The following is a 22,750-nucleotide window of genomic DNA, read 5'->3' as shown; positions in this document are numbered from 1 at the left end:
TCATGCCTTTTCCGGCGCCAGGCGGAGGTAAGCGGTTTTCTCGTGGGTGAAAAACGTTGCGGCAACGGCACTGTTCTGTTCCCGGGGACCGGCAAAAGTGGAATCCTTCATCCCGCCGAAGGGAGCATGAATCTCGGAACCGGTCGAGGGGGCATTGACCTTGACGAGGCCGGCGTCCAGATAGGTCACGCAGCGCCGGGCGGCGCGCTCATCGCTGGTGAACACCGCGGCGGTCAGGCCGAAGTCGGTGTCGTTCGCCAACACAATGGCTTCATCAAGGGTCGCCACGCGGAGGACGGTAACCACAGGGCCGAAGACCTCTTCGCGGCAGATCGTCATTGACGCCGGCCCCGTCAGCACGGTGGGTCGTACGTAGTGCCCCTCCGCAGCGGGAGCAGGGGCCTGGGCAAGGATTTCCCCGCCTTCGGTGAGCGCCGTGTCGATCGCGGCAGTGATTTCAGCGCGGGCGGTGGCGGAAACTACGGGGCCGACCTGCACCGACGGGTCAGTGCCGGGGCCCAGGACAAGAGCGGAGACCTTCTCCCTGACCCGTTCCAGGAACGCCTCGTGCCCGTCTCCGACAAGGATGATCCGCCTGGTCGCGGTACACTTCTGGCCCGTGGAGCCCATCGCGGCGTTGACGGCGCTGGATGCGGCCAGCTCGACGTCGGCATCAGGCAGGACAAGGGTGGCGTTGTGCCCGCCCAGTTCCATCTGCAGTTTCGCTCCGCGTCCGCAGATAATCCCGCGGATGTGGTGGCCCACCGGAACCGATCCAGTGAAGGTCACGCCCGCCACGGAGGGATGGGACACCAGCTCGGAGCCCAGCGGGCCCGGGCCCAGGAGTAGGTTCGCGACACCGGCCGGAACGCCGGCCGTGGCCAGGATATCCATCAGCAGGACCGATACACCGGGGGTGTGGCTTGCGGACTTCCAGACCACCGTGTTGCCGTGCAGCAGTGCCGGCGCGATCTTCCACGCGGGGATCTGCAGCGGGAAATTCCATGGTGTGATCACACCGACGATGCCCAACGGGCGCCGCACGGTGAGGATCCGCTCATCGGGGTGGCTGGAAGGGTACTCGGTGCCCACGGGGTTCCGGGCCGAACCGGCGTGATAGTCGAACGTGTCAGCGGAGGCGTCGACCTCCATTCTGGATTCAGCCAGTGTCTTGCCGTGTTCGGCCGTCATGACGCGGGCTATCTGGTCGGCCCGTTCCCGGATCAGTGCTGCGGCATTGGACAGGATCCGGCCGCGGGCCAGAATCCCCAGCCTGTCCCATTCCGGGGCTGCATCAGTGGCAGCCTGAATCGCCAGGGTCAGCTCCTCGGAACCGGCCTGATGATAGGTAGTGACTGCTTCGTCCGGTGCCGAGGGGTTGAAACGGGACGTTGTGTCCCCGGCGCCTTCAACCCAACGTCCGTTGATGAAGCTGCTGGCGGGCTTGGTCATGACGGGCATTCTCAACCTCTTAGTGTTTGCGGATCTGTGATGGTCCTCACGATCAACGGTAGCCCCCGAAGTCCATTCACTGAAGTATCTATTTGACGCTCATCAATATGTGTTTAGTCTTGTTCTTATGAACCTTCGGCGCCTGGAACTCTTTGTCGTAGTAGCGGAGGAGCTGCATTTCAACCGCGCAGCCCAGCGGCTGCACATGGCCCAGCCACCGCTGAGCCAGCAGATCCGCAAACTCGAACAGGAGTGGAAAGTCCAGCTGTTCGAGCGCAATTCCCGCAGCGTCCAACTGACCACCGAAGGCAGGGTCCTGCTGACCTATGCCCGGAAGGTGCTGTCCCAGTACGACGCAATGTCACTCGCCCTGCAACATGCCCAAAACGGGGAGGCCGGACGCGTCCGGCTTGGATTCGTGGCCTCTGCCGCCATCTCGGCCATTCCGTTGCTGGTACCCCACGTCAAATCACGCTGGCCGGAAATCGATCTGGCCCTTCAGGAGGAAACAACCGATGCGCAAATAGCCTTGATCCAGGATGCTGCACTGGATGTAGGCATCGTGAGGGAGACCGGCGCGGCGGAAGGAATCCAACGCACGCTTCTTACCGACGAACGCCTGATAGCTGCGGTGTCCTCGGACCACGCCCTTGCCCGGCATCAGGCCATACCCTTGAGCGCCCTGCAGGGCGAAAAGTTTGTCACCTTCCCCCGCCATCAGGTCTCCCGCCTTTTTGACCACGTCTCCGCCCTCCTGCACAGCGCAGGCGTCACCCTCGACATAGCCCAGGAAGCCGTTCAGTTTCCAACGATCCTGGCACTCGTCGCGGCCCGTGTCGGGGTCGCAATCGTGCCCGAATGCCTGCGCACCTTCGCCATCCCCGGAGTCACGTACATCAACCTGACCGACGAGGCCGCCGTCTCCCAACTGAGTCTCATCTATCGCTCGGATCTGGCGGACTCGGCCCTGATCGTCAAAATCAGACAAGCGGCCATCGAAACAATAAGACGATAGAACTCCCACCGGTTCGGGTCACGCAGCCGGACCCAAAGACAGGACCCTTCCCCTGGCTCCCGCTGACCATTCGCATGTCCCGCGCCTGGCTCCGCCGGTGATTCGAAGAGTGGAAGCCAGCACCCGATAAATACTCATGATGCATCAATGACGGCTTAATAAGACTTGGACTTCTCCCCTTGCTTGAGCCTAACGTCAATCAACACGATGTGAACGCCGTCACTCCCCTCCCTGTCCGGCGGCATAGACACACACCGTTTGATTCTCGGCACCTCAGCCCAAGGAAAGAGGCACTTATGTGCAAGAAGACTCTGCACGCCGAAAAACCGACCGTTTCCGGCCAATTCATCGACCGCAGCGTTGCGGGCGTGAGTCTCGGCGTGCTCCTGGTATTCGTTCTCGGGACGCTGCTTTTCCCTGCGGAAGTCACTGATTGGGTGAATATCGGCTTCAGCACGTCGGCGGCCTGGTTCGGGACGTTCTGGCAGGTTCTACTGCTTGCCACGTTCTGTATCGCGATCCTGCTCGCTTTGACGCCGTACGCCCGCGCCCGCCTCGGTGGAACCTCCACGCCGGAGTTCGGACGGTTTAAGTGGATCGCCATGATCATGTGCACCCTGCTAGCCGGCGGCGGCGTTTTCTGGGCAGCCGCGGAACCGATGTACCACTTCATCAACACACCGCCGTTTTTCGCCGACACTGCTCCCGGTTCCAAAGCTGCCGCAGATGCTGCCCTGGCGCAAAGCTTCGTGCACTGGGGCTTCCTGGCCTGGGCGATCCTCGGTTCACTGGGCGCAATCGTAATGTTGTATGCCGCAGAACAGGGCATGCCGCTGCGACCGCGTACCTTGCTTTATCCCATCATGGGTAAACGTGCGGCCACCAGCCGCATCGGCGCCGCCGCCGACATCGTTTGCATCATCGCAGTAGTTGCCGGAACGGTCGGCCCGATCGGATTTCTCGGTCTGCAGGTTTCCTACGGTCTGTCCACCCTTTTTGGCTTGCCAAATAACTACCCCATGCAGCTCACCGTGATCGCCGTCCTGACCGCCGTCGCCGTTCTCTCCGTCATGTCCGGCGTCAACCGAGGTATTCAACTACTGAGCCGGGCCAATGTCTGGCTGGCCCTGGGCCTGATGGCGGCAGTACTCGTGCTGGGTTCGGCGGGCTACGTTTTCAACGCGTTCATTGGTGGATTCAGCACCTACGTACAGAACTTCTTTGGCATGTCGCTGTACCAAGGCGATGCGGGCTGGCTGTCAGGCTGGACAATCTTCTTCTTCGGCTGGTTCCTCGGCTACGGGCCGCTGATGGCAATTTTCGTAGCCCGCATCTCACGCGGCCGCACAGTGCGCGACCTCATCGTCAGCACCGCAGTCCTGCCGCCGGTCGTGACCTGCTTCTGGTTCACAGTGCTGGGCGGAACCGGCATCATGCTGGAACAGAAATCCCCCGGATCAATCTCAGGACCGCTTACCGACACCGGCCTTCCGGCTGCAGTCATGTCCATTTCTGCACAACTTCCACTGCCCGGGCTCATCGGCACCGCCTTCCTGCTTCTGACCATCATGTTCGTCGCGACAACGGCAGACTCCATGTCCTACAGCATCGCCCAGTCATGCACAACAGAAGGTGAACCTTCATCCAGGCTCAGGGCCCTTTGGGCGCTGATCATGGGTGCGGCCGCGGCAGTGCTGATCTCCATCGGCGATGGCGGAATATCAGCACTGCAGTCATTCATCGTCATTACCGCGGTCCCGGTCGCCTTCGTGATGCTCCCCTCCGTGTGGGCCGCCCCCATCTTCGTCCGCCGGATGGCACTTGACCAGGGCATCGTGCGCCCGCGTACATCGGCCCCTGTGGCCGTCCACTAAGAGCACAGGGAAAACCTGGAAGGACGTACCGTCGACGTCCGGGCGTCGCCGTACCCTGCCGTCAGGGACCGGTGACGCCCAGACGTTTAGCCGTGTCCAGGCACTGTGAAACCAGAGGCGTGTCGCGGCGGCTGCCGGCACAGATCATCGAGACTGTTGAAAACGCTTCGGGATCCGTCAGGGCGATATAGGCGAGTCCGGGGATATGGAGTGAGCACAAAGAAGCCGGCACGATCGCGATGCCGGTTTGAGCGGCAACAAGCCCCAGAATTGTCGGAAACTGCACGGCCTCCTGGGCTACAACGAAACGCACCCCGGCTTGATGGCACAGGGCCGCGATCCGGTCGTACAAGCGCGAAACCTGGCGGCGCGGGAAGACAACGAAGTCCTCGCCGTGCAGCTCGGCCAGTTGCACGTTGACATGCCTCGCCAGACGGTGATTGGCCGGCACCGCCACGACCAATGCCTCGTGACCGAGTTCCTGAACGTGCAGACCTTCGACCCTGCCAACCTCCCGCACGATCCCTACGTCAAGCCGCCCCTCAAGAATGGCCTCGATCTGCAGCTCCGTTGTGCTCTCCTGCAGTTGCAGGCGCAAACCAGGCCACTGGACCTGCATCTCTAGGACGAGACGGGGCACTATTTGCAGGGCTGCAGACCCGACGAAGCCGACCTCCAACACTCCTGTTCGGCCGCTGGCTGCATGCTCGACCGCTGCCACAGCACGCTCGGCATCAGCGATCACCCGCCGCGCCTCTTCGAGCAACACCCGGCCGGTGTCAGTGAGCTCAACAGAACGAGTCGTCCGCACAAACAACTGCGTCTTCAACTCATGCTCAAGCCGCTGGATCTGCTGGCTCAAGGCCGGCTGGGCGACCTGCAGGCGCCTGGCAGCACGGTTGAAGTGCAACTCCTCCGCCAGTGCAACAAAGTGCCGAAGCTGTCTAAGTTCCATCACCATTCATTGTCATGACTTATCATTCAGCGGGCAACAAATATTCAGCTGAAGTAAGCGATCCGCCCCAGAGCTGGTAGAAGAGTGACGTCGTACCCTCTGTGCAGAGCCTAGCCAACCTTGAAGTTGCAGTCCTAGTCCGTGAGGGCGACGCGGCGTGGTGAACCGCCATCGGCGCCCGCGGCGCGATTGTGTCGGGTTCACACCCACCCAAACCTGACACCGCTGCCAGCTTGACGGAATATCCGTTATCGGCGTTTAAATAACGGGAGTAGAAGTAGTTGCGAGAACTCCCGCCTCTTGACGTATTCAACGTTTCCGCAGGTCAGAAGCCGCTTTTGCTTCGAAGCCAACTCACATTAAAGCCGGCCCGATTTGGCGCGCTGACCGCTGAAGCTATATGTTTCCTGCATCTAATGCATGTTTCCACGGTTTAGGGGTGGCGGTGAGTGGTTCCGTCCCGGGTTTCGTCCCGCGGATGCTGGTTGATCCGGATATCGGGCTGTTCCGGGCCGACGAACGGGCTTTCGCGGCGATGCTGGATGGCTGGCGCGCACAGATGCTCGCACGCGGCCTCACGACGGAAACCATCAAACAGCGCTGCCAGCTGCTGGAACGGTTTCAAAAGTTCACCGGTGAGTTTCCGTGGCAATGGCGTCCGGCGGACATTGAGGATTTCCTGGCTGAGCTGCGTTCCGGTGAGAAGCCGATCAGTCTGAAAACGCTGCGTTCGTACAGCAACGCCGTGGCGATGTTCTGCGCCTACCTGACACATCCCGGTTATGGTTGGGGCGAGTTTTGCGAACGCAGTTTTGGCAATATACCAAGCCAGATCTGCTTCGAGTGGAACATGCCCAGGCATACGACCGACGACGCGGTTCCGGCGCAGCGGCGGTCATTCACCAAGGCAGAACTGCAACGGCTCTTCGATTACCTCGACGATCTCATCGACCGGGAATACGCGGCCGGCAGCAAGCGGTGGCTGCCCCTGTTCCGTGACTCGGTGGCTTTCAAGGTTTGCTATGCCTACGGTCTCCGCCGACGCGAAATGACCATGCTGGACCTGGAGGACTTCGGCCCCAACCCTCATATCAGCGACTATGGACGCTTCGGCGCCCTGCAGGTCCGTTTCGCCAAGGGCACAGCAGGATCCGGGCCCAGACGGCGGACCGTCCTGACCGTCCCGGAGTTCGACTGGGTCGTGGACCAGCTAAGGACTTGGACGTCCAACGGGATGCGGGAGCGGTTCCCCACCGCTGACAGGTCCTCGGCTCTTTGGCCCAGCGAGCGTGGCGCGCGGATGTCGCTCGGTTCCTTCGGGGATGCCTTTGCGGCCGCGCGGGACGCCGTTGGATTGCCAAAAGAATTGGGGCTGCATTGCCTCAGGCACTCCTACGTGACCCATCTGATCGAGGCTGGCTATGATGCGGCGTTCGTACAGACCCAGGTTGGCCACTCGTACGCTTCAACCACCGGCCTATATACATCGGTATCGTCGGACTTCAAGCAGAAAACCGTGCAGCAGATGATCGCACGCCGCATCACCAACTTGGAGGACCCAGATGCCTGAACAGCGCCGGATCGGATACCGCTGGAACCTGAGGGCCCTGATGGCTAAACGCAACCTCTGGAAGACCACCGAACTGATGCCCCTACTGCGATCCCGCGGCATCAACCTCTCTGAAAGCCAGGTTTACCGGCTAGTCACCACAGCGCCGGAACGCATCCCGGCCAGGACCTTTGCAGCTCTCTGCGATATCCTGGACTGCACCCCGAACGACCTGTTCGAACCGTTCGTGGAGATGCGCGCCGCGGCCACAGCCAACGCACCCCAACGCAGCGAAGACCTCGGAATTCAGCCCGGCAACCCGATCGCTAAACGTATCCGACTCGTCAGTCCCGAGAACGGTGACTAGGCCACGCAAGCCAGAGGACCCCGCCCGCTGGCCAGTCCCCTGCGCCCGCTGCCGCCAGCACCACAAAACCGTTGCGAGGTGGCCCGACGGTGCAATCTGCGGCTACTGCTACCAACAGGCAAAACGCACGAAAGGCACCTGCGTTTGCGGGCATGAGGGCGTCCTGCCAGGCCTTATTGATGAGCAGCCTGCCTGCCGCCAGTGCTCGGGAGTTCGGCTCAACGTCGACTGCGAGGCCTGCGGAGCAGAAGACGAGCTCCACAGCGGCGGACGCTGCTGGAAATGCGTGCTCACAACAGTTGTCGATGAGGTGCTCACAAACCCCTCAACGGGAGCAATGGCCCCGGACTTGATTCCGCTCGCCACGGCGTTAAGGTCTATGAAACGCGCCAACAGCGGCATTACCTGGATTCAGCAAAAGCACGTCACCGCCTTCCTCCGAAACCTCGCCGTCGCGCAAACGATCACGCATGACGTCTTCGACGAACTGCCCGACTCGCGGACCCGTGAATACGTCCGGGGCCTCCTCATCGAGCACGGTGTTCTCCCCCGCCGCGACGAACTTCGCACGCGCTACGAGAGCTGGTCTGCACAAGCCCTCGACCGAATCAACAACCCTGAGAACCGCGACATTATCCGTCGCTACATCCGGTGGCATCACCTTCGTCGGATGAACCAGATGGACGAAATCACCCGTGGCACCTTCCTCCGAGCCAAGCAGCAAGTGACGGTCGCAATCGACCTGCTCAACTGGCTCACCAGCCACGGCGCCAGCCTCGCCGGGCTGACCCAAGCTCATCTCGACCTCTGGCAAGCAGAAGGACCCACCACCAGGCGGATCGCCGAACACTTCCTGAAATGGGCCATCAAGGCGAAGGCCGCTCCTGCAGGGCTGACTATCATCTCGCATCGTCGTGGAACGAGCGCCAAACTCGATAAAACAGGGCAGGACGAAGCACTTAACCGCGTGCTTCACGCCGGCGGACAAATCGAGGCACGCGATCAGGCCGCCGCGGTCCTCGTCCTGGTTTTCGGGCAACAGGCCGAACGCATGGCGCAGCTCACGTGGGAAGACGTGACGGTCACTGAAGAACTCGTCACCGTCCAGCTCGGATCAATAAACATCGCGCTGCCAGCCCCGTTGGATGAGCCCTGGCGGGAGCTGGCTGAGAACCCAAGGCATGGCCTCACAGCCGCACATCCCAACAGCAACTGGGTCTTCACCGGAGGATCCCCCGGAAAACATATCCACCCCGGCCACCTAACCGAACGCCTCACCCGGATCTTCAGCACCCGCGCCGCACGGCTCGGAACACTCCACGAACTCACCAAACTCGCCCCGGTCGCCATCATCGCCGAGACCCTTGGCTACTCCCCCAAAACCATCGAACGCCACGCCACCAGTTCAGCCGCGACATATGCTCGCTACATCGCGGCAGTAAACGAGGCAGCCCAGGATGGAAGTCCGAGGAACTAGAACGGGTCGATACCGTTTGCGTCCGTGACGGTAAACCTAAAGCTGCCTGCCCCGACGATCCCAGTCCTTGCGACGGGTCTCTTCCTCGTCCCAGAAATGACCGTCGTAGTGGCGCACGTAGAACAGGTAGGCCGTGAAGACCGCGCACATAATCAGCATCGCCAGCATGAGGTAGCGGAATGCATCCCAAGCTTCATCCCACCGGAATGCAATTTGCACGATTGCATTAGCGGCCAGCAAGGCCACCATGACCAGCTGCAAACGAAATCCGCCCCGCGTCATCCGCGGCTCAAGGCGCTTCCGACCCTCAGACATATCCGGAGCCTACAACCGGAGGACCTTTCTGTCATGAGCCCACCGGTCCCCGTCCATGAGCAGCCCGAGTCTCGTTCTACGTCGCGCAAATGACGGACGTAGCAACTCCCGGCTCATGAATACCCGTGCATGCCAGTTAGAGCACGGGGGTAAAAGTAGCTGTGAGAACTCCCGTTGCGCGGCGAACCTGGTGTGTTCCCGGGTTATAGGCTGACGCTTGATGTGAGTGCACACGGCTGTAGTCATGTCGACGTGCTGTAGTGAGCGCTGAGGCTGGGGTTTGCATTTTGACTAAGGGCATTAGGCAGTGTTTTCTGACGCCCGGGGTCAGGTCTTCCTTAGCGAATCAGTGAGCTGACGAAGGACGGCCGCCGCTCTCGTCGCATCGTCCTCGGTCCAGTCCAATAGATGCTCCTGGAACATGGCTGACCGCTGGCCTTCCAGGTGCTCAAGTTTGTCCGCGCCCAGCGGTGTTAGGGCTACGACGTGGGCCCGGCCGTCATCGGGATCCTTTCTCCGGACCACCAAACCCTGTTCCTCCAACTCCGCGATTTGGCGGCTGAGGACTGGAGTACCAACACCGAGTCGCTCGGCGAGCCTGGTGGCCCGGCACTCCCCCTCATTTACGAGCCGAAGTACGAAGTGCAGTGCTGGTCCAGTTCCTTCCCGCCGCGAGCTGGCTGCAGTGATGCAACGCACTGCCCGTTGGAGATCAAATATCTCGGATACCAGATTCGCTGTCGTGCCGGGATTCAGTGTCATTTCGGTATTGCTAGAGAGTCCACGGACTGAAAGGTTTAAAGTTTCGTGGCTACTCCCGGCCGTTGAGTTGGAGGACCTGCTTGAAGAGTTCAGCGTGGTCCGCTGGAGCGGCGTTGGCTTCGCTGGTTTCTTCATGATTTGCTATCGGGGCTTAGCGGTCCCGCGAATCGATAAAGCCGCGGATACTACGTTCTGGATGGGTGCTGCGATGTCCACCACAACGCCGGGTTCGTCGCCTGCTAGTGGTTCCAGCGTAGTGAGCTGGGATTCGAGCAGCGCCGGCGGCATGAAGTGCCCGGACCGGCCCTCGAGGCGCTGGCTGAGCACTTCCTTGCTGCCGTGCAGGTGCAGGAAGATCGTGTCCGGGGCATGTGCACGGATGGCGTCGCGGTAGCTGCGGCGCAACGCCGAGCAAGCTAGGACCATGCCGCCGTCGCCCGCGTTCGCTAGTTCGGCGCCTACGGTGGCGAGCCATGGCCAGCGGTCCTCGTCGGTTAGGGGCGTGCCGGCCGCCATCTTGGCGACGTTCTCCAAGGGGTGGAGAGAATCGCCGTCGAGGAACGGGACGCCAAGTTCCCGTGCGACGAGGTCTCCGATGGTGGTCTTGCCGCACCCGGAAACCCCCATCACGATGACGCGGAGCTTGGGCTGCCCGGTTTCGGTATTGGAAATGCTCACCAGTCGTGGACCGTTCCGTCGATGAGGCGGTTGTAGGGCAGGTAGGCCTGCTGGTAGGGGTAGGCCGCCGCGGCTTCCTCGTTGAATTCAACGCCGATCCCTGGCTTGTCGCCCGGGTGGAGGTAGCCGTCCACGAACGTCATGGACTGCTCGAAGACCTCGTTGGTCTTGTCCGAATGCTGCATGTATTCCTGGATGCCGTAGTTGTGGATGGCCAGGCCCACGTGCAGCTGCGCGGCGAAGCCCACCGGGGAGATGTCGGTGGGGCCGTGGAAGCCGGACTTGATTTGGTACTGCGCGGCGAAATCCATGACCTTCTTCAACGGGGAGATCCCGCCGAAGTGGGTCGAGGCCGCGCGGACGTAGTCGATCAGTTGTTCCTTGATGAGGGTCTGGTAGTCCCAGACGGTGTTGAAGATTTCACCGATGGCCAGCGGGGTGGTGGTGTGCTGGCGGACCAGGCGGAGGCCTTCCTGATTTTCGGCCGGGGTGCAGTCCTCCAGCCAGAACAGGTCGTAGGGTTCCAGGGCCTTGCCCAGTTTGGCGGCCTGGATCGGAGTCATCCGGTGGTGGCCGTCGTGCAGCAGCGGGATCTCGGGGCCGAACTCGTTCCGGACGGCTTCGAACACGGTGGGCAGGTGCCGCAGGTAGGCGCGGGTGTCCCAGTCCTCCTCCAGCGGGAAAGTGCCCCGGCCGGCGGGTTCGTAGTCGTAGCGTTCGCCGGAGGCCTGTGCTTGGGCGGCCACACCGTACACGGCTTTGATGCCGGGGACTGCGGTCTGGATACGGATGGATTTGTAACCGAGTTCCAGGTGCTCCCGGACCGAGTCGAACAGAGACGGCAGGTCCGCGCCGGAGGCATGGCCGTAGGCGCGCAAACCGTTCCTGGATGCCCCGCCCAGGAGCTGGTACACCGGCATGCCGGCCATTTTGCCCTTGATGTCCCACAGCGCCATGTCCACTGCGGCGATTGCAGCCATGGTCACGGGGCCGCGGCGCCAGTAGGAGGAGCGGTACAGGAACTGCCAGGTGTCCTCGATCCGGTGCGGGTCCTTACCGATAAGCAGCTGCGCTACGTGTTCCTTCAGGTACGCGGCGACGGCAAGCTCGCGGCCGTTCAGCGTGGCGTCACCAATACCGGTCACGCCATCTTCGGTGGTGATCCGGAGCGTCACGAAGTTACGGGACGGGCTTGTTACAAAGACGTCGGCGGCAATGATTTTCACAGCGAATCCTTTCGAGGGGAGGCAAGTGCCTCAGTTGAAGTGGAGGCGGGCTTGTCAAAGCTTCCCTGCAAGCTCTCGATCAGCTCAACCACAGATTCGTCAGCGGCCAATATGGGGTCCACCAGGGCCAGCAGGGCACGGGTCCGGTTGGTGTCGGTGAGCAGGTTGGCGGCGTCCACGGCGTCAGCCAGCGGGTCTTGAAAGGATGCGCTGGCTGCGGTGTAGTTCATCCAGGCCGCGATCATGGACGCAGCGGCAGCCCCTGAGCGGCCGGCCGCGCGTTCGGCCTGCAGTACCGGTACAGCGCGCATCCGAAGCTTGGTGCTGCCGTCCATGGCGATCTGGGCGAGGTTGTGGGCAATCCTGGCGTTGCTGAACCGCGCGATCAGCGCGGCGCGGTAGGCAGGGATCTGCAGTTCCCCACCAGGAAGGTTGGCCTCGGCTTCGTCCCAGAATGCTTCCACGGCCTGGCGGCACACCGGGTCCGCCAGTGCCTCTGCCACGGTGCCGTGCCCGCGCAGTTGCCCGCTGTAGGCCAGCAGTGAGTGTGCGCCGTTGAGCAGCCATAGCTTTCGGTTTTCGTAGGGTTCGATGTTTTCCACGAAGAGGGCACCGGCGTCTTCCCAGCGCGGGCGGCCAGCGGGGAAATCCCCGCTCAGCACCCAGCTGGAGAAGGGTTCCGCCACCACGGGTGAATTATCCCGGTAGCCGCATGCATCCCGAACGCCGGTGATGTCCTCATCCGTGGTCCGCGGGGTGATGCGGTCAACGGAGGTGCTGACGAAGCTGACATTGGCGTCGACCCAGGCGGCGAGCCCGGCATCCAGCACACCGGCGAACCCGGCCACTGCCCGCCGTGCAACCTCGCCGTTGTTGGACAGGTTGTCGCAGCAGACCACGGCTATGGGCCCGGCCCCAGCGTCGCGGCGGGCGGCAAGTGCCAGCACCAGCCGTCCCAGCGGCGTGGCCGGTGTCCCACTGCCGGAGCCCAGCAGCGCAAGGTCCGCGGCGACCTCGGGCGCTGCCGTGTCGGGCCGTCCGTCAGCTACCACTCCGTAGGCAGCCTCAGTGATGGTAAGTGTAACCACGGCAGTGCCGCGTGCGGCCACAAGCCCGGAAAGCCGCTCAACGTCTGCCCCATCCACCGCGTCCACGATGCTGTCAACCACCGTGAACGAGTCACCTGTGTCTGCCCGTTCCACCAGGGTGTACAGGCCGTCCTGCTGGGCCAGCGCGACGGCGGCATCGGGACGGCGGCCGGTGAAAGCGGCAATCCCCCACTCCGCGGCGTCCCCTGCCTGCTGGGTGTACCACGCCTGGTGGGAGCGGTGGAAGGCGCCCAATCCCAGGTGGACGATGCGGATCGGGGCTTTGGGTCCCGGGCGGAGCGCCCGGTCCAGCTGCGGAACGTCCGTGGTGGAGGATGAGAGGTGCAATTCCGCGCTCACAGCTTGAACACCCGCCGGGGTGAACTGTCCACAATGTCCACGATGAGTTCGTGCGCACGGTCCTCGCTGACACGGTGTTCGGCTACGAGCCGGGCCAGGAAGGAAGCCTCGATCCGGCGGGAGGCGTCGTGCCGGGCCGGGATGGAGCAGAAAGCCCGGGTGTCGTCGATGAAGCCGGAGGAACGGGAAAAACCAGCAGTCTCTGTCACTGCGGAGCGGAACCGCAGCATCGCGTCCGGTGCGTCCAGGAACCACCACGGAGCGCCCAGGTACACAGACGGATAGAAGCCCGCCAGCGGGGCGAGTTCGCGGGAGAACACGGTCTCGTCCAGCGTGAAGAGCACCAGGTGGAAGTCCTTGGCGGTGCCGAAGTCCTGCAGCACGGGCCGGATGGCCTCTGTGTAGTTGATCGCGAACGGGATGTCGTGTCCGGTGTCAGCGCCGAAGGCGTTGAAGGTGGGCTCGTGGTGGTTGCGGTACGAGCCCGGGTGGATGGTCATTACCAGGCCGTCCTCCACGGACATCCTCGCCATCTGGTACATCATGTGCGCTTCGAAGGCGTCCCGGTCCTGGGCTGTTGCCTCGCCCGAACGGGCACGGTCGAACAGCTTGGCCGCATCAGCGGCGTCCAACTTCAGCGTCGCGGGCGTCAGCACCCCGTGATCCGCCGACACGGCACCGTGCTCCACAAAATAACGACGCCGGTTCTCCAGCGCGGCGAGGTAAGCGCCATAGCCCGTGCCGCCGTCACCCGCTGCCGCGATGAGCTTATCCACGTTCTCCGACCACGCCGGGTGGGCGATGTTGAGGTAGGCATCGGGGCGGAAGGTGGGCAGGACGCGCCCGTGGAAGCTGGGGTCCTGCGCGATGGCCTTGTGGCTTTCCAGCGTGTCCAGCGGATCATCCGTGGTGGCCAGGACCTCGATGTTGAAATCCTTGAACAGCTCCCGCGGCCGGAAGCCCGGCTCCTGGAGCTTGGCGGCAAGGGCGGCATAACTGGCATCAGCCGACATCTCCCCAAGGTCTGTACCCAGCTTGAACACGGAATCGAGCTGGGTGCGCAGCCAGTAGCCCGAGGCCGTGCCTTCAAACAGCGGCCAGGATTCCACAAACGTCCTCCAGACCTCACGCGATGTGGGTGCCGACGCCGCTCCGTCGCGCAGCCGGTCCATGGGGACCCCGCTGGCATGGATCAGGCGGGTGACGTAGTGGTCAGGGCTGACCAGGAGGGCGGCAGGATCGGGAAACGGCGTGTTCTGCTCGATGACTGCGGCGTCAACGTGGCCGTGCGGAGAAATTATGGGCAGGTCCTGCACTCGCTCCAGCAAGGAACGCGCGATGCTGCGCGTCCCGGGATCTGCGGGCAGGAGCCTGTCTGGGTGGGCGGCAATCGACTGTGACATACTCGTCAACTCACTCAGCTCTCATTGCTTGAAGAACCCTGACCTCAGGAAAGTAACTACGGGTCCCAGAGACGTCTACAGGTTGGTCACCAAGAACCGTAAAGGAGCCATGAGCCCGGAGGTCGTCTGAGGCCGAGCCCACCCACACTGAAACTTCTCCCGGCTCGACGACGAACCGGCCGTCGTGAGCAGTATGTCCCAGCTGTGAGCCCCGGACTTTATAACTGACTTCTGCCTCGTCGCCGCTTTCAAGTTCTATTCGCGCGAATCCTGCCAACTGTTGTGCGGGCCGGGTGATTCCCGTTCCCAGCAGGCCGACGTACAGCTGGGAAACTTCTGCACTGCGGATTGTTCCTACGTTCCTGACAGGGACAGTTATCGTAACTTCCTGCTCTGCAGTGATGGCCGCCGGCTCAATCCGAAGTTCACCGTATTCGAACTCGGAGTAGCCCAGCCCGTGCCCGAATGCGTACAGGGGGGTGCTTGGCATGTCGGCGTAGGCCTTGGCCATGTCGATACTTTCGCGCCGGTAGCCGCTGCCTCTTTTCTGCGCCTGGTAGATCGGTACTTGCCCTGAGTGCCGGGGGATCGAAAATGGGAGCTTGCCTGAAGGAGCAGCAAGGCCAAAGAGTACGCGGGCGAGGGCCGTGGCGCCTTCCGGGCCTGGGTAGTAGGCGGTCACCAGGGCGGGCAGGGCGTCATCCACGCCGGAGAGCCCGTAGGGGCGGCCCATATAGAGGACCGCTGCGGTAGGCTTCCCGACTGCTGTCACTTCCTTTACAAGCTGTACCTGCCGTGCGGGGAGGTCGATGTTTGCGGAGTCCGTGCCTTCACCTTCCGTGGTTGTTCCGGAGAAGGCGCCCGCCCTGCCGCCAATAGCGAGGATGACCACGTCAGCTGCTGAGGCGGCAGCCACGGCCGCCTCAATGTCGTGCGGATCTGAATCGAGGACACCTGTACCCGAAACGGTGACGACCTCCGCTTCTGGCATGAGCATCCCGACTGCCTCTGCCAGGCTCTGGCTCCCATATTCTTCGCGGACAACCTTCTCCAAATCGAGGTTCTCCATGGCACTGACGCGCTCCTCGGCAGCTTTTCTCATTGCCTCGGGCATGCCATCGAGCGCCCCTTCCATTCCGACCATCCGCGAGCGGCCGGTCATCATCCCCTTGATCATTTCCAGAGCCGTGGGATACGTGTAATTGGCGAAGTTGACCATCACGGAGTCCGCGTGCGGGCCAATGACCGCGATGCGGCGAACACCGCGGTCAAACGGCAACAGATTGTTTTCATTCTTCAACAGGGTTACCGATTGGGCGGCCAGTTCCTCCGACAGTTCACGGCCTTCCTTCGCCACGGACCTCAACCGGATTGGATCCTCGTTCACAAAAGGGTCCTCAAACAGGCCGAGTTCGAATTTGTGGGTAAGGACCCTTAGAACAGCCCGGTCCACCAAAGCTTCATCGACCATCCCCTTTTCCACGGCCGTGGCCAGTGCCGGTCCATAGCCGTAGGCACTGGGCAGTTCGACATCCAGGCCTGCGGTCAGTGACATCACTCCCGCTTCCTCAGGAGTCCGGGCCACCCGCTGGCGTTCCACCAGATACTGAATGGTGCGGTAATCAGCCACCACGGTCCCTTCAAAGCCCAGCTTCTGTCGAAGCAGGTCCGTGAGCACGGCTGACGATACTGCTACCGGTACACCGTCAATTTCCGAGTAGCTGTTCATGACGCTGCGAAGGCCGGCGAGGCGGATGGCAGCTTCAAAGGGCGTTGCGTAGACGTCGTAGAGTTCCCGCATTCCGAGTTGCGTGGCAGCAAGGTTCTGGCCTGCTTCCGTCATCGCATAACCAAGGAAATGTTTGGCTGTGGCCAGAACACCTTGGCGGAGGTCCTCCCCCTGCAGGCCCTGCACAAAAGCCACGCCCATTGCCGAGACGAGCAGGACTTCTTCGCCATACGTTTCATGCACCCGGCCCCAGCGGGCGTCCCGCGCCACGTCCAGGACGGGCGCCAACCCCTGACGGATACCGAGTGACAGCATCTGCCGCCTGGTCAACTCTGCCATTTCACGGACTTTGGCCGGATTCCAGGTCGCAGCCAGACCGATAGCCGTAGGGAAAGAGGAGTGGCCTTCTGCAACAACACCATTGAGCGCTTCGTTGTGCAGGATGGCGGGAATTGCCAGCCGGGTGGAGTCGCGCAAAAACGACTGGATGTCATTGTTCATCTTGGCCAAACGCTCAGGTCCACCGCCTGCCATGCCTACACCGGAGATGTGGCCGATGCCCTGGCCGAGGTGCCGGCTCAGTTGCCCTTTGGCAATTCCGTCGGCTCCAAGGAGCGGCTGCGGCAGGATCCCAACGAGCTGCATGGTTTTCTCCGCCGGAGTCATGCGGCTCAGCAGGTCCGACGCACGCTCGGCTACAGGGAGAGAGGGGTTCTGGTAAGTCATCGGTGACCTTTCGTGTGGCTCGCATGCCGTAGTGCGGCTATCAACGGGACCCGCTACTGAATTTAGTGACACGTTTCGAAATTCATCCTAGCATCTTCTTGGCAATCGGTTTCCGTTTTTCGGATGCCAATTTTTGCGTTTCACGCATGGTCTTTACCGGCCTGGGGGTTCAGGTGAGCGCAACGTTGGAACGTGCGGGTTCTTCGGCAGGGAGGCTGCCGGCTACGTTGATGTCCGACTGCTTCCCGCAATAGGAGCCCTCCCGCCCCGCTCGGACGCCAGGGGCGCCCCGATATTGTTGACCTGCGTGGAGTTGATGGACATCCCTAAGGGGGCACAGATCGCACCATCTTTGAGCGCAGCCGTCACAAGACACGGCAGGAGCGCCCGCAGCGGGCGCTCCTGCCGTGGTTGGAGTTTCATCATGCGGTTCCCGAAGGCAGGGACCCCCTGCTTTCAGTGCCTTAGCGCACAGGGGCTGAACCGGTGCCCACCGGACAGGTAAGCCTCGAGCGGGCGTGGGCTCTCAATTGACGACGACGAGCGTGCGTAGCCTGCGCCCTGCACGCTGCGTCGAATTCGGTTGCGACAAACGAGAAGCCAGTCCCCTGGGATGCTTCCCTCCGATTTCAGCCGGCTTAGCGTGCCATGTGTCGGGCCCCGCGGAGGCCGAACACGACGGCGGGTCCGATGGTGGAGCCCGGGCCGGGGTACGTCCGCCCCATGACGGAGGCGGAGTTGTTGCCAGCGGAGTAAAGACCCTCAATGACCGTGCCGTCTTCGCGCAACGCACGTGCATCGCCGTCGGTGACAACGCCACCCTTGGTGCCGAGGTCTCCGATGACCACTTTAAAGGCGGTGAACGGGCCCTTTTCGAGCGGGCCGAGGCAGGGGTTCGGACGAACTGTAGGGTCGCCGTAGTAGCGGTCGTAGGCCGAGTTGCCGCGGCCGAAGTCGCCGTCGACGCCGGAGCGGGCGAAGCCGTTGAACCGTTGAACCGTCGCTTCCAGCCGTGCGGGATCCACGTCCAGCTTTGCGGCGAGCTCGGCGAGGGTGTCTGCCTTGACCATGATCCCCGCGTCCTTCATTGCCTTGTTGTTCTTCGGGTCGATCGCGAAGGTGCGAAGGTAGCGGCGGGCGTGCCGGGCGTCTCCGACCAGCCAGTACGGGCCGTCTTTGTCGTGTTCGAGCATGTGGTGACCGAGGTCGACGTAGGACTCGGACTCGTTCACGAACCGGTCACCCTTGGCGTCGAGGATGACCGAGTATGGCAGGGAACGCTCCCCCACAATGAACGCAGCGCCGTGGCCGGGTGCTGCGGCGATTGATCCGCCCCACCATGCGTCGTCCATGAGCTCAAGTGCTGCGCCGTTGTCCTGCGCGATCTCGATGGGGCGCCCCAGGTTGCCCGGAGCGCCGGATGGGGCGCCGTCGATCCCGTGGTGCTTTTGGCGGAGGTCCTTATTGTGGTCAAAACCGCCGCCGGAAAGCATCACGCCGCGTGTAGCGCCGATGGTCAGGGGCTTGCCATCCCGCGTTATCCGAACCCCTGCGACACGGCCGTCCTCGACGATGAGCTCCTGCAGCGGGGCATTCAGCCACAGGTCGGCACCTTGCTTTTGCACGACGACGTCAAGGAACGCAGCGGCGAATCCTGCGCCGATGCCGGCAAGCTTCTTGCCGGTGGCCAGGCCGCCGAGGGCGCGGAAGACGAGTTGCGTCCCGCGGATGAAACCGGCAGGGGTCGACCAGGCACGGCCCAGGAGCCATATGTCGTCGGTTTTAATCGGCAGCGCGGCGGGCGCCTGGCAGGTTTTCCACCAGTGGCCGATCTTTTTGATGTCGAACGGCTTCACCTCCAGGCCACGGCCGATCTTGCCGCCCGGGAGCTCGGGGTAGTAGTCGGGGTAGTCCGCCGCACGTTCGAACCTCACCCCGTACTTCTCCGCCGTGGTGATGAAGTCGTAGACGCCGTCGACGAACGCCTCCTTCCGGAGCCGTGTGGTGGCGCGCCCCTCCTCGCCGACCGTCGTCTCGAGGTAGGTCAGCGCTTCCTCGCGGGAGTCGCCGGCGCGGTCGCGCTGCATCAGCGGGTTGTTGGGCAGCCACATGCCGCCCCCCGACATGGCCGTGTTGCCACCCCACTTCCCGGTGCTCTCCAGCAGGAGGACCCGCAGGCCCTCATCCGCGGCACCCATTGCTGTCGCCAGCCCCGCGGCACCTGTGCCGACGACGACGACGTCATAGCTGTGGTCAAAAGGCTTTGACTCTGACATGCTCTGCTCCTTCAGTACATGGGCGCCGGTTCCGCTTTTAACCGGGACTGGCTCTGGACGCGGACGACGACGGAACCTCCCGCCGTCGTCCGTTTCAGTTCATTACAGGGCTGACCAGCCGCCGTCAGAGGCGAGGATGGCGCCGTTGACGTTGGTGCCGTCCTCGCTGAGCAGGAAGGTGATGGATGCAGCGAGCTGCGCGGCTGTTGCCGGGGTGGGGATGTTGGCCTGCATCAGCGGGCCAAGGCGCTCTGCGGCCATCCGGGATCCGAAGTTCGCCTCGATGCCGGTGATGGTGGGGCCGGGAGCCACCGCGTTGAAGCGAAGCCCCTTGGGTCCATAGATCACCGCGGAGTTCTTGGTGAGGCCGATGACGGCGTGCTTCGAGGCGGTGTAGGCGGCACCGGCGGCGGACCCGCGGATGCCAGCCTCGGAGGAGACGTTCACAACCGAGCCGGCGCCGGCGTCGAGCATCAACGGTGTTACGGCGCGGGTGAGGCGCATCAGCGAGGTGACGTTGATCCGGAAGACGCGGTCCCAAAGTTCGTCATCCACCTCGTGGATGGGAGCGAAGTTGTCCATGATCCCGGCGACGTTGGCCAGGGCATCCACCCGCCCGGCGGCCGCGGCAACAACGGCGGCGACCGTTTCTTCAGTGGAGATGTCGCCGGCCACAGGCACCAGGTCCAGGCCGCGATTCTCTTCCACCAGCACGTCCAGGCGTTCCTTGCTGATGTCGGCGGCGATGACCTTGCCGCCCTCCTTCGCAATACGCAGGGCAGTTGCCTGACCGATCCCGGAGGCTGCACCGGTGACGATGACGGTTTTCCCTGCAAAGCGGTTGTTGGTGATGGCTTCTTGCCACGTGGCTTCGTTGCTCATGATGTCCTTCCAGACGCTGAGTAGATTCGGTGATGGCCGCGCCACCCACCTTATGACACACTGTGTCATTATGGAAGGGTGAATACTGGTGGGATGCCTTCGGACAACTTGGTCACCCCCACCCGGGCCCGGGGGCGGCCGGTGAGCATCGACCCTGACGCCGTGGCGGCCCTAGCGCTGCGCATTTTTGCTGAGCACGGGTACGAGCAAACCTCCATGGAAGACATCGCCCGTGAGGCAGGGGTCGGGCGCAAGACCCTATACCGCCATTTCGCCAACAAGGCGGACCTGGTGTGGGGCGGGATGGGACCGGCGATCCAGGCCTCCGTGCCTCTATTGGACGCGCCTCCAGCTCCTAATGCGACAGCCCAGGAGATCCTGGATGGCCTTCGCGATGCGCTGATTGCCGGTGTTGACGCACTTCCGGACCTCGCAGTTACCCGCGGACGACTGCGGCTGATCGCGGAACATCCGGAACTGATGAGCCGAAGCTACGAATTTTTGGGGGGGCAGCGTGATCGGACACGCTCCTACCTGACCGCCCGCGGCATCTCGGAGACTTCAGCACGATATTTTTGCGCTGCCCTTATTGGCGCTTCATTTGAGGCTTGGCTGCAGTGGGCCGTCGGCGATGAGCCTTCGCCCACAGCACACCTGGAGGCAGCCCTGGCTGTCCTGCATCTAGACAGGCTCTGACCCCTTCGCTCCACGCGCCTTCCCGGCCGCTCCCTTGGGCCGAGTCCGCAACAACGGCACCGCACCGCCCAATCCGGGCTTCCGTCGGCTCCACCAGCGCTGAGTTCGCCCCAGAAGATGGCCTCAGGCTTTACAGCCGCCCTGCGCCTCCATCTGCCGCTGAAGTTACCTCAAAAAAGTTAACGCAATCGGTTGTCAGGGCCCTCAAAGGATGCTTCACTGGTTTCAGTACGAAATTAGAAAGCTGTTACTAATTTCCGCGAGGCCCACTGCAGGTTGACGTTCTACAGTGCAGGCAACTCATTCCATGACCAAAGGAGTTCTTGTGAACACCCGTGTGACCCGACCTCGATTCCGTTCCGGAATCGCTACTTCAGTTGCAGCAGCTGTCTTGCTGGCCATGACTGCCTGCTCTGGCAGCCCCGCCCAGGAAGAGGCCGATTCCGGTTCGACCGGCGCCAACTCCAACGCCACCATTGCTCTGGCAGTCAATTCAGCTCCGGCGTCCCTTGATCCCGCCCAGCTCCAGGAGGGTCAGCAGACCTATGTCTGGGGGTCGGTTTTTGACACGCTCCTTTACGTCGACAACGCGGGCAAGCTCCAGCCAAATGCAGCGGAAAGCTGGAAGCTTTCCGAGGACGGCCTGACATTGTCGCTGACCTTGCGGGACGGACTGACGTTCAGCAACGGCGAGCCGGTGACGGCAAAAGACGTCGCGGGAACGCTGGAGCGGACCCGGACCACGCCAGGCCAGCAACAGGGGAAGCTGGCGTCCGTCGAGTCCATTGAAGCCCCGGACGACAAGACCGTCGTCCTTAAGTTGAAGCAACAGGACCCCTCGCTTCTTCAGAACATGGCGTTGGCAGCCGGCGTCATCGGTGACCCCGAGACCCTCAACGACAAAACCACTGCCTTGAACCCCACGGGTTCGGGCCCGTACACGCTTGATCAGAGCGCGACCGTTCCAGGTACCACCTACGTTTTGAACCGCCGCGACGATTATTGGAACGCCAAGGCGTACCCCTTCAAGACCCTGACTGTCCGGGTCATCCAGGACCGCACCGCCGTCTTTAACGCGTTGCAGGCCGGGGAACTCGATGCGGGAAACGTTGAGGCCCAGCAGGTCCAGCAGATCGAGGGCGCGGGCTTTAAGACCAAAAAGGTGGAGGCCACTGCGGTTGCCAACCTCGTACTTGCCGACCGCGAGGGCACGATTTTGAAGCCCCTGGCTGACGAACGCGTGCGCAAAGCCATCAATATGGCTTTTGATCGGGAGAAGCTGGTCCAGCAGGTCCTGCGCGGATCCGGCAAGGCAACAGTGCAAATTTTCAATCCCAAGGGTGCAGCCTACGACCCCTCGTTGGATGACACGTACAAGTTCGACCCTGCCGGAGCGAAAAAGCTGCTTGCAGAGGCAGGATACGCGGACGGGTTCGAAGTCACTATGCCGAGCACCGTGATTTCGAAGTCCTTCGAACCCCTTATCACCCAACCGCTCGCTGACATTGGCATTAAGGTGAACTGGGAGCCAGTTCCTCCGCAGAACGCCGCCGCAGCTGTTTCCTCGAAGAAATATCCCATGGTGTTCTTCATCGATGGGCTCAACGTGACACAGCGGGAACTCCAGAACAACTTCGGGAATCCCGGATTCCTTAACCCCTTCGGCACTGAAGACCCCGAACTGACGGAGCTCGCCTCCCAGGTTTCCCTTGAGTCCGATGAAGCCAAGGCCGCAGATCTGTATAAGAAAATCAACGCACACATCGTAGAGAACGCCCTGACCTCGCCATTGTTCTACCTTGGCACCATCTGGGCGACCAAGGACGGCATCGAGTATCTCGGTGATGGCTCAAACACCATGAGCACTATCCGCGCGTTCAACGCCACGAAGTGATAACGGAGAGCCCCGGGCGTGGTTTG

The 22,750-nt window shown here is 62.4% G+C and carries 18 protein-coding genes; 7 read left to right on the top strand and 11 right to left on the bottom strand.

The features are described 5' to 3' along the window. A complete protein-coding gene (locus tag AC5RT3_RS11060) occupies positions 1 to 1,452 on the bottom strand; it encodes an aldehyde dehydrogenase family protein (protein WP_494124178.1) in 1,452 nt (483 codons plus the stop codon). A 127-nt stretch (positions 1,453 to 1,579) separates the two neighbouring features. On the opposite strand from AC5RT3_RS11060, the gene AC5RT3_RS11055 reads away from it, so the two are divergent. Both AC5RT3_RS11055 and AC5RT3_RS11050 read left to right on the top strand, forming a co-directional pair. After that, positions 1,580 to 2,467 carry a LysR substrate-binding domain-containing protein gene (locus tag AC5RT3_RS11055; protein WP_494124177.1) on the top strand — a complete coding sequence of 296 codons (888 nt, stop codon included), beginning with the start codon at positions 1,580 to 1,582 and terminating at the stop codon, positions 2,465 to 2,467. A gap of 296 nt (positions 2,468 to 2,763) precedes the next feature. Beyond that, on the top strand, positions 2,764 to 4,341 hold the full coding sequence (locus AC5RT3_RS11050; RefSeq protein ID WP_494124176.1) for a BCCT family transporter: 1,578 nt from the start codon (positions 2,764 to 2,766) through the stop codon (positions 4,339 to 4,341). Between the two features lie 61 nt (positions 4,342 to 4,402). Here AC5RT3_RS11050 and AC5RT3_RS11045 read toward each other — a convergent pair whose 3' ends face one another. Then, positions 4,403 to 5,302, bottom strand: a complete 900-nt coding sequence (locus AC5RT3_RS11045; RefSeq protein ID WP_494124175.1) for a LysR family transcriptional regulator — start codon at positions 5,300 to 5,302, stop codon at positions 4,403 to 4,405. Positions 5,303 to 5,741: 439 nt separating this feature from the next. Here AC5RT3_RS11045 and AC5RT3_RS11040 point away from each other — a divergent pair, with 439 nt between their 5' ends. The 3 genes from AC5RT3_RS11040 (at position 5,742) to AC5RT3_RS11030 (ending at position 8,689) form a co-directional block, all read left to right on the top strand. Beyond that, a complete protein-coding gene (locus AC5RT3_RS11040) occupies positions 5,742 to 6,866 on the top strand; it encodes a tyrosine-type recombinase/integrase (RefSeq protein ID WP_494124174.1) in 1,125 nt (374 codons plus the stop codon). After that, positions 6,859 to 7,212, top strand: a complete 354-nt coding sequence (locus tag AC5RT3_RS11035; protein ID WP_494124173.1) for a helix-turn-helix domain-containing protein — start codon at positions 6,859 to 6,861, stop codon at positions 7,210 to 7,212. Before AC5RT3_RS11040 ends, AC5RT3_RS11035 begins: the two co-directional genes overlap by 8 nt. Before the next feature lie 379 nt (positions 7,213 to 7,591). Continuing rightward, the gene (locus AC5RT3_RS11030) at positions 7,592 to 8,689 is read left to right on the top strand and encodes a Fis family transcriptional regulator (protein WP_494124172.1); all 1,098 of its coding nucleotides are present in this window, start codon (positions 7,592 to 7,594) and stop codon (positions 8,687 to 8,689) included. Between the two features lie 36 nt (positions 8,690 to 8,725). On the opposite strand, the gene AC5RT3_RS11025 is transcribed toward AC5RT3_RS11030, so the two are convergent. The 9 genes from AC5RT3_RS11025 to AC5RT3_RS10985 form a co-directional block, all read right to left on the bottom strand. After that, on the bottom strand, positions 8,726 to 9,004 hold the full coding sequence (locus tag AC5RT3_RS11025) for a hypothetical protein (RefSeq protein ID WP_494124171.1): 279 nt from the start codon (positions 9,002 to 9,004) through the stop codon (positions 8,726 to 8,728). A 327-nt stretch (positions 9,005 to 9,331) separates the two neighbouring features. Beyond that, positions 9,332 to 9,766, bottom strand: a complete 435-nt coding sequence (locus tag AC5RT3_RS11020) for a MarR family winged helix-turn-helix transcriptional regulator (RefSeq protein WP_494124170.1) — start codon at positions 9,764 to 9,766, stop codon at positions 9,332 to 9,334. Between the two features lie 141 nt (positions 9,767 to 9,907). Further along, positions 9,908 to 10,444 (bottom strand): gluconokinase, encoded by a 537-nt coding sequence (locus AC5RT3_RS11015; protein ID WP_494124169.1) that lies wholly within the window; start codon positions 10,442 to 10,444, stop codon positions 9,908 to 9,910. Then, the gene (manD, locus tag AC5RT3_RS11010; protein WP_494124168.1) at positions 10,441 to 11,670 is read right to left on the bottom strand and encodes a D-mannonate dehydratase ManD; all 1,230 of its coding nucleotides are present in this window, start codon (positions 11,668 to 11,670) and stop codon (positions 10,441 to 10,443) included. Before manD ends, AC5RT3_RS11015 begins: the two co-directional genes overlap by 4 nt. Then, positions 11,667 to 13,118, bottom strand: a complete 1,452-nt coding sequence (locus AC5RT3_RS11005) for a mannitol dehydrogenase family protein (protein WP_494124167.1) — start codon at positions 13,116 to 13,118, stop codon at positions 11,667 to 11,669. Before AC5RT3_RS11005 ends, manD begins: the two co-directional genes overlap by 4 nt. Next, on the bottom strand, positions 13,115 to 14,521 hold the full coding sequence (gene uxaC, locus AC5RT3_RS11000) for a glucuronate isomerase (protein WP_494124166.1): 1,407 nt from the start codon (positions 14,519 to 14,521) through the stop codon (positions 13,115 to 13,117). Before uxaC ends, AC5RT3_RS11005 begins: the two co-directional genes overlap by 4 nt. 10 nt (positions 14,522 to 14,531) lie before the next feature. Continuing rightward, the gene (locus AC5RT3_RS10995) at positions 14,532 to 16,976 is read right to left on the bottom strand and encodes a beta-glucosidase family protein (protein ID WP_494124165.1); all 2,445 of its coding nucleotides are present in this window, start codon (positions 16,974 to 16,976) and stop codon (positions 14,532 to 14,534) included. A gap of 638 nt (positions 16,977 to 17,614) precedes the next feature. Continuing rightward, complete coding sequence (locus AC5RT3_RS10990; RefSeq protein WP_494124164.1) at positions 17,615 to 19,252, bottom strand: FAD-dependent oxidoreductase; 1,638 nt, start codon at positions 19,250 to 19,252, stop codon at positions 17,615 to 17,617. A 102-nt stretch (positions 19,253 to 19,354) separates the two neighbouring features. Further along, positions 19,355 to 20,134 (bottom strand): SDR family NAD(P)-dependent oxidoreductase, encoded by a 780-nt coding sequence (locus tag AC5RT3_RS10985; RefSeq protein WP_494124163.1) that lies wholly within the window; start codon positions 20,132 to 20,134, stop codon positions 19,355 to 19,357. Between the two features lie 93 nt (positions 20,135 to 20,227). Between AC5RT3_RS10985 and AC5RT3_RS10980 the strand changes: the two genes are divergently transcribed. Both AC5RT3_RS10980 and AC5RT3_RS10975 read left to right on the top strand, forming a co-directional pair. Next, positions 20,228 to 20,830, top strand: coding sequence for a TetR/AcrR family transcriptional regulator (locus AC5RT3_RS10980; RefSeq protein ID WP_494124162.1), 603 nt, complete (start codon positions 20,228 to 20,230; stop codon positions 20,828 to 20,830). A gap of 400 nt (positions 20,831 to 21,230) precedes the next feature. Then, entirely contained in the window at positions 21,231 to 22,724 is a 1,494-nt protein-coding gene (locus AC5RT3_RS10975; RefSeq protein ID WP_494124161.1) for an ABC transporter substrate-binding protein, read from the top strand. Positions 22,725 to 22,750 lie beyond the last annotated feature (26 nt).

Source organism: Arthrobacter sp. Y3221159 (assembly GCF_059089885.1).
This window is presented reverse-complemented; position numbering and strand designations above follow the sequence as displayed.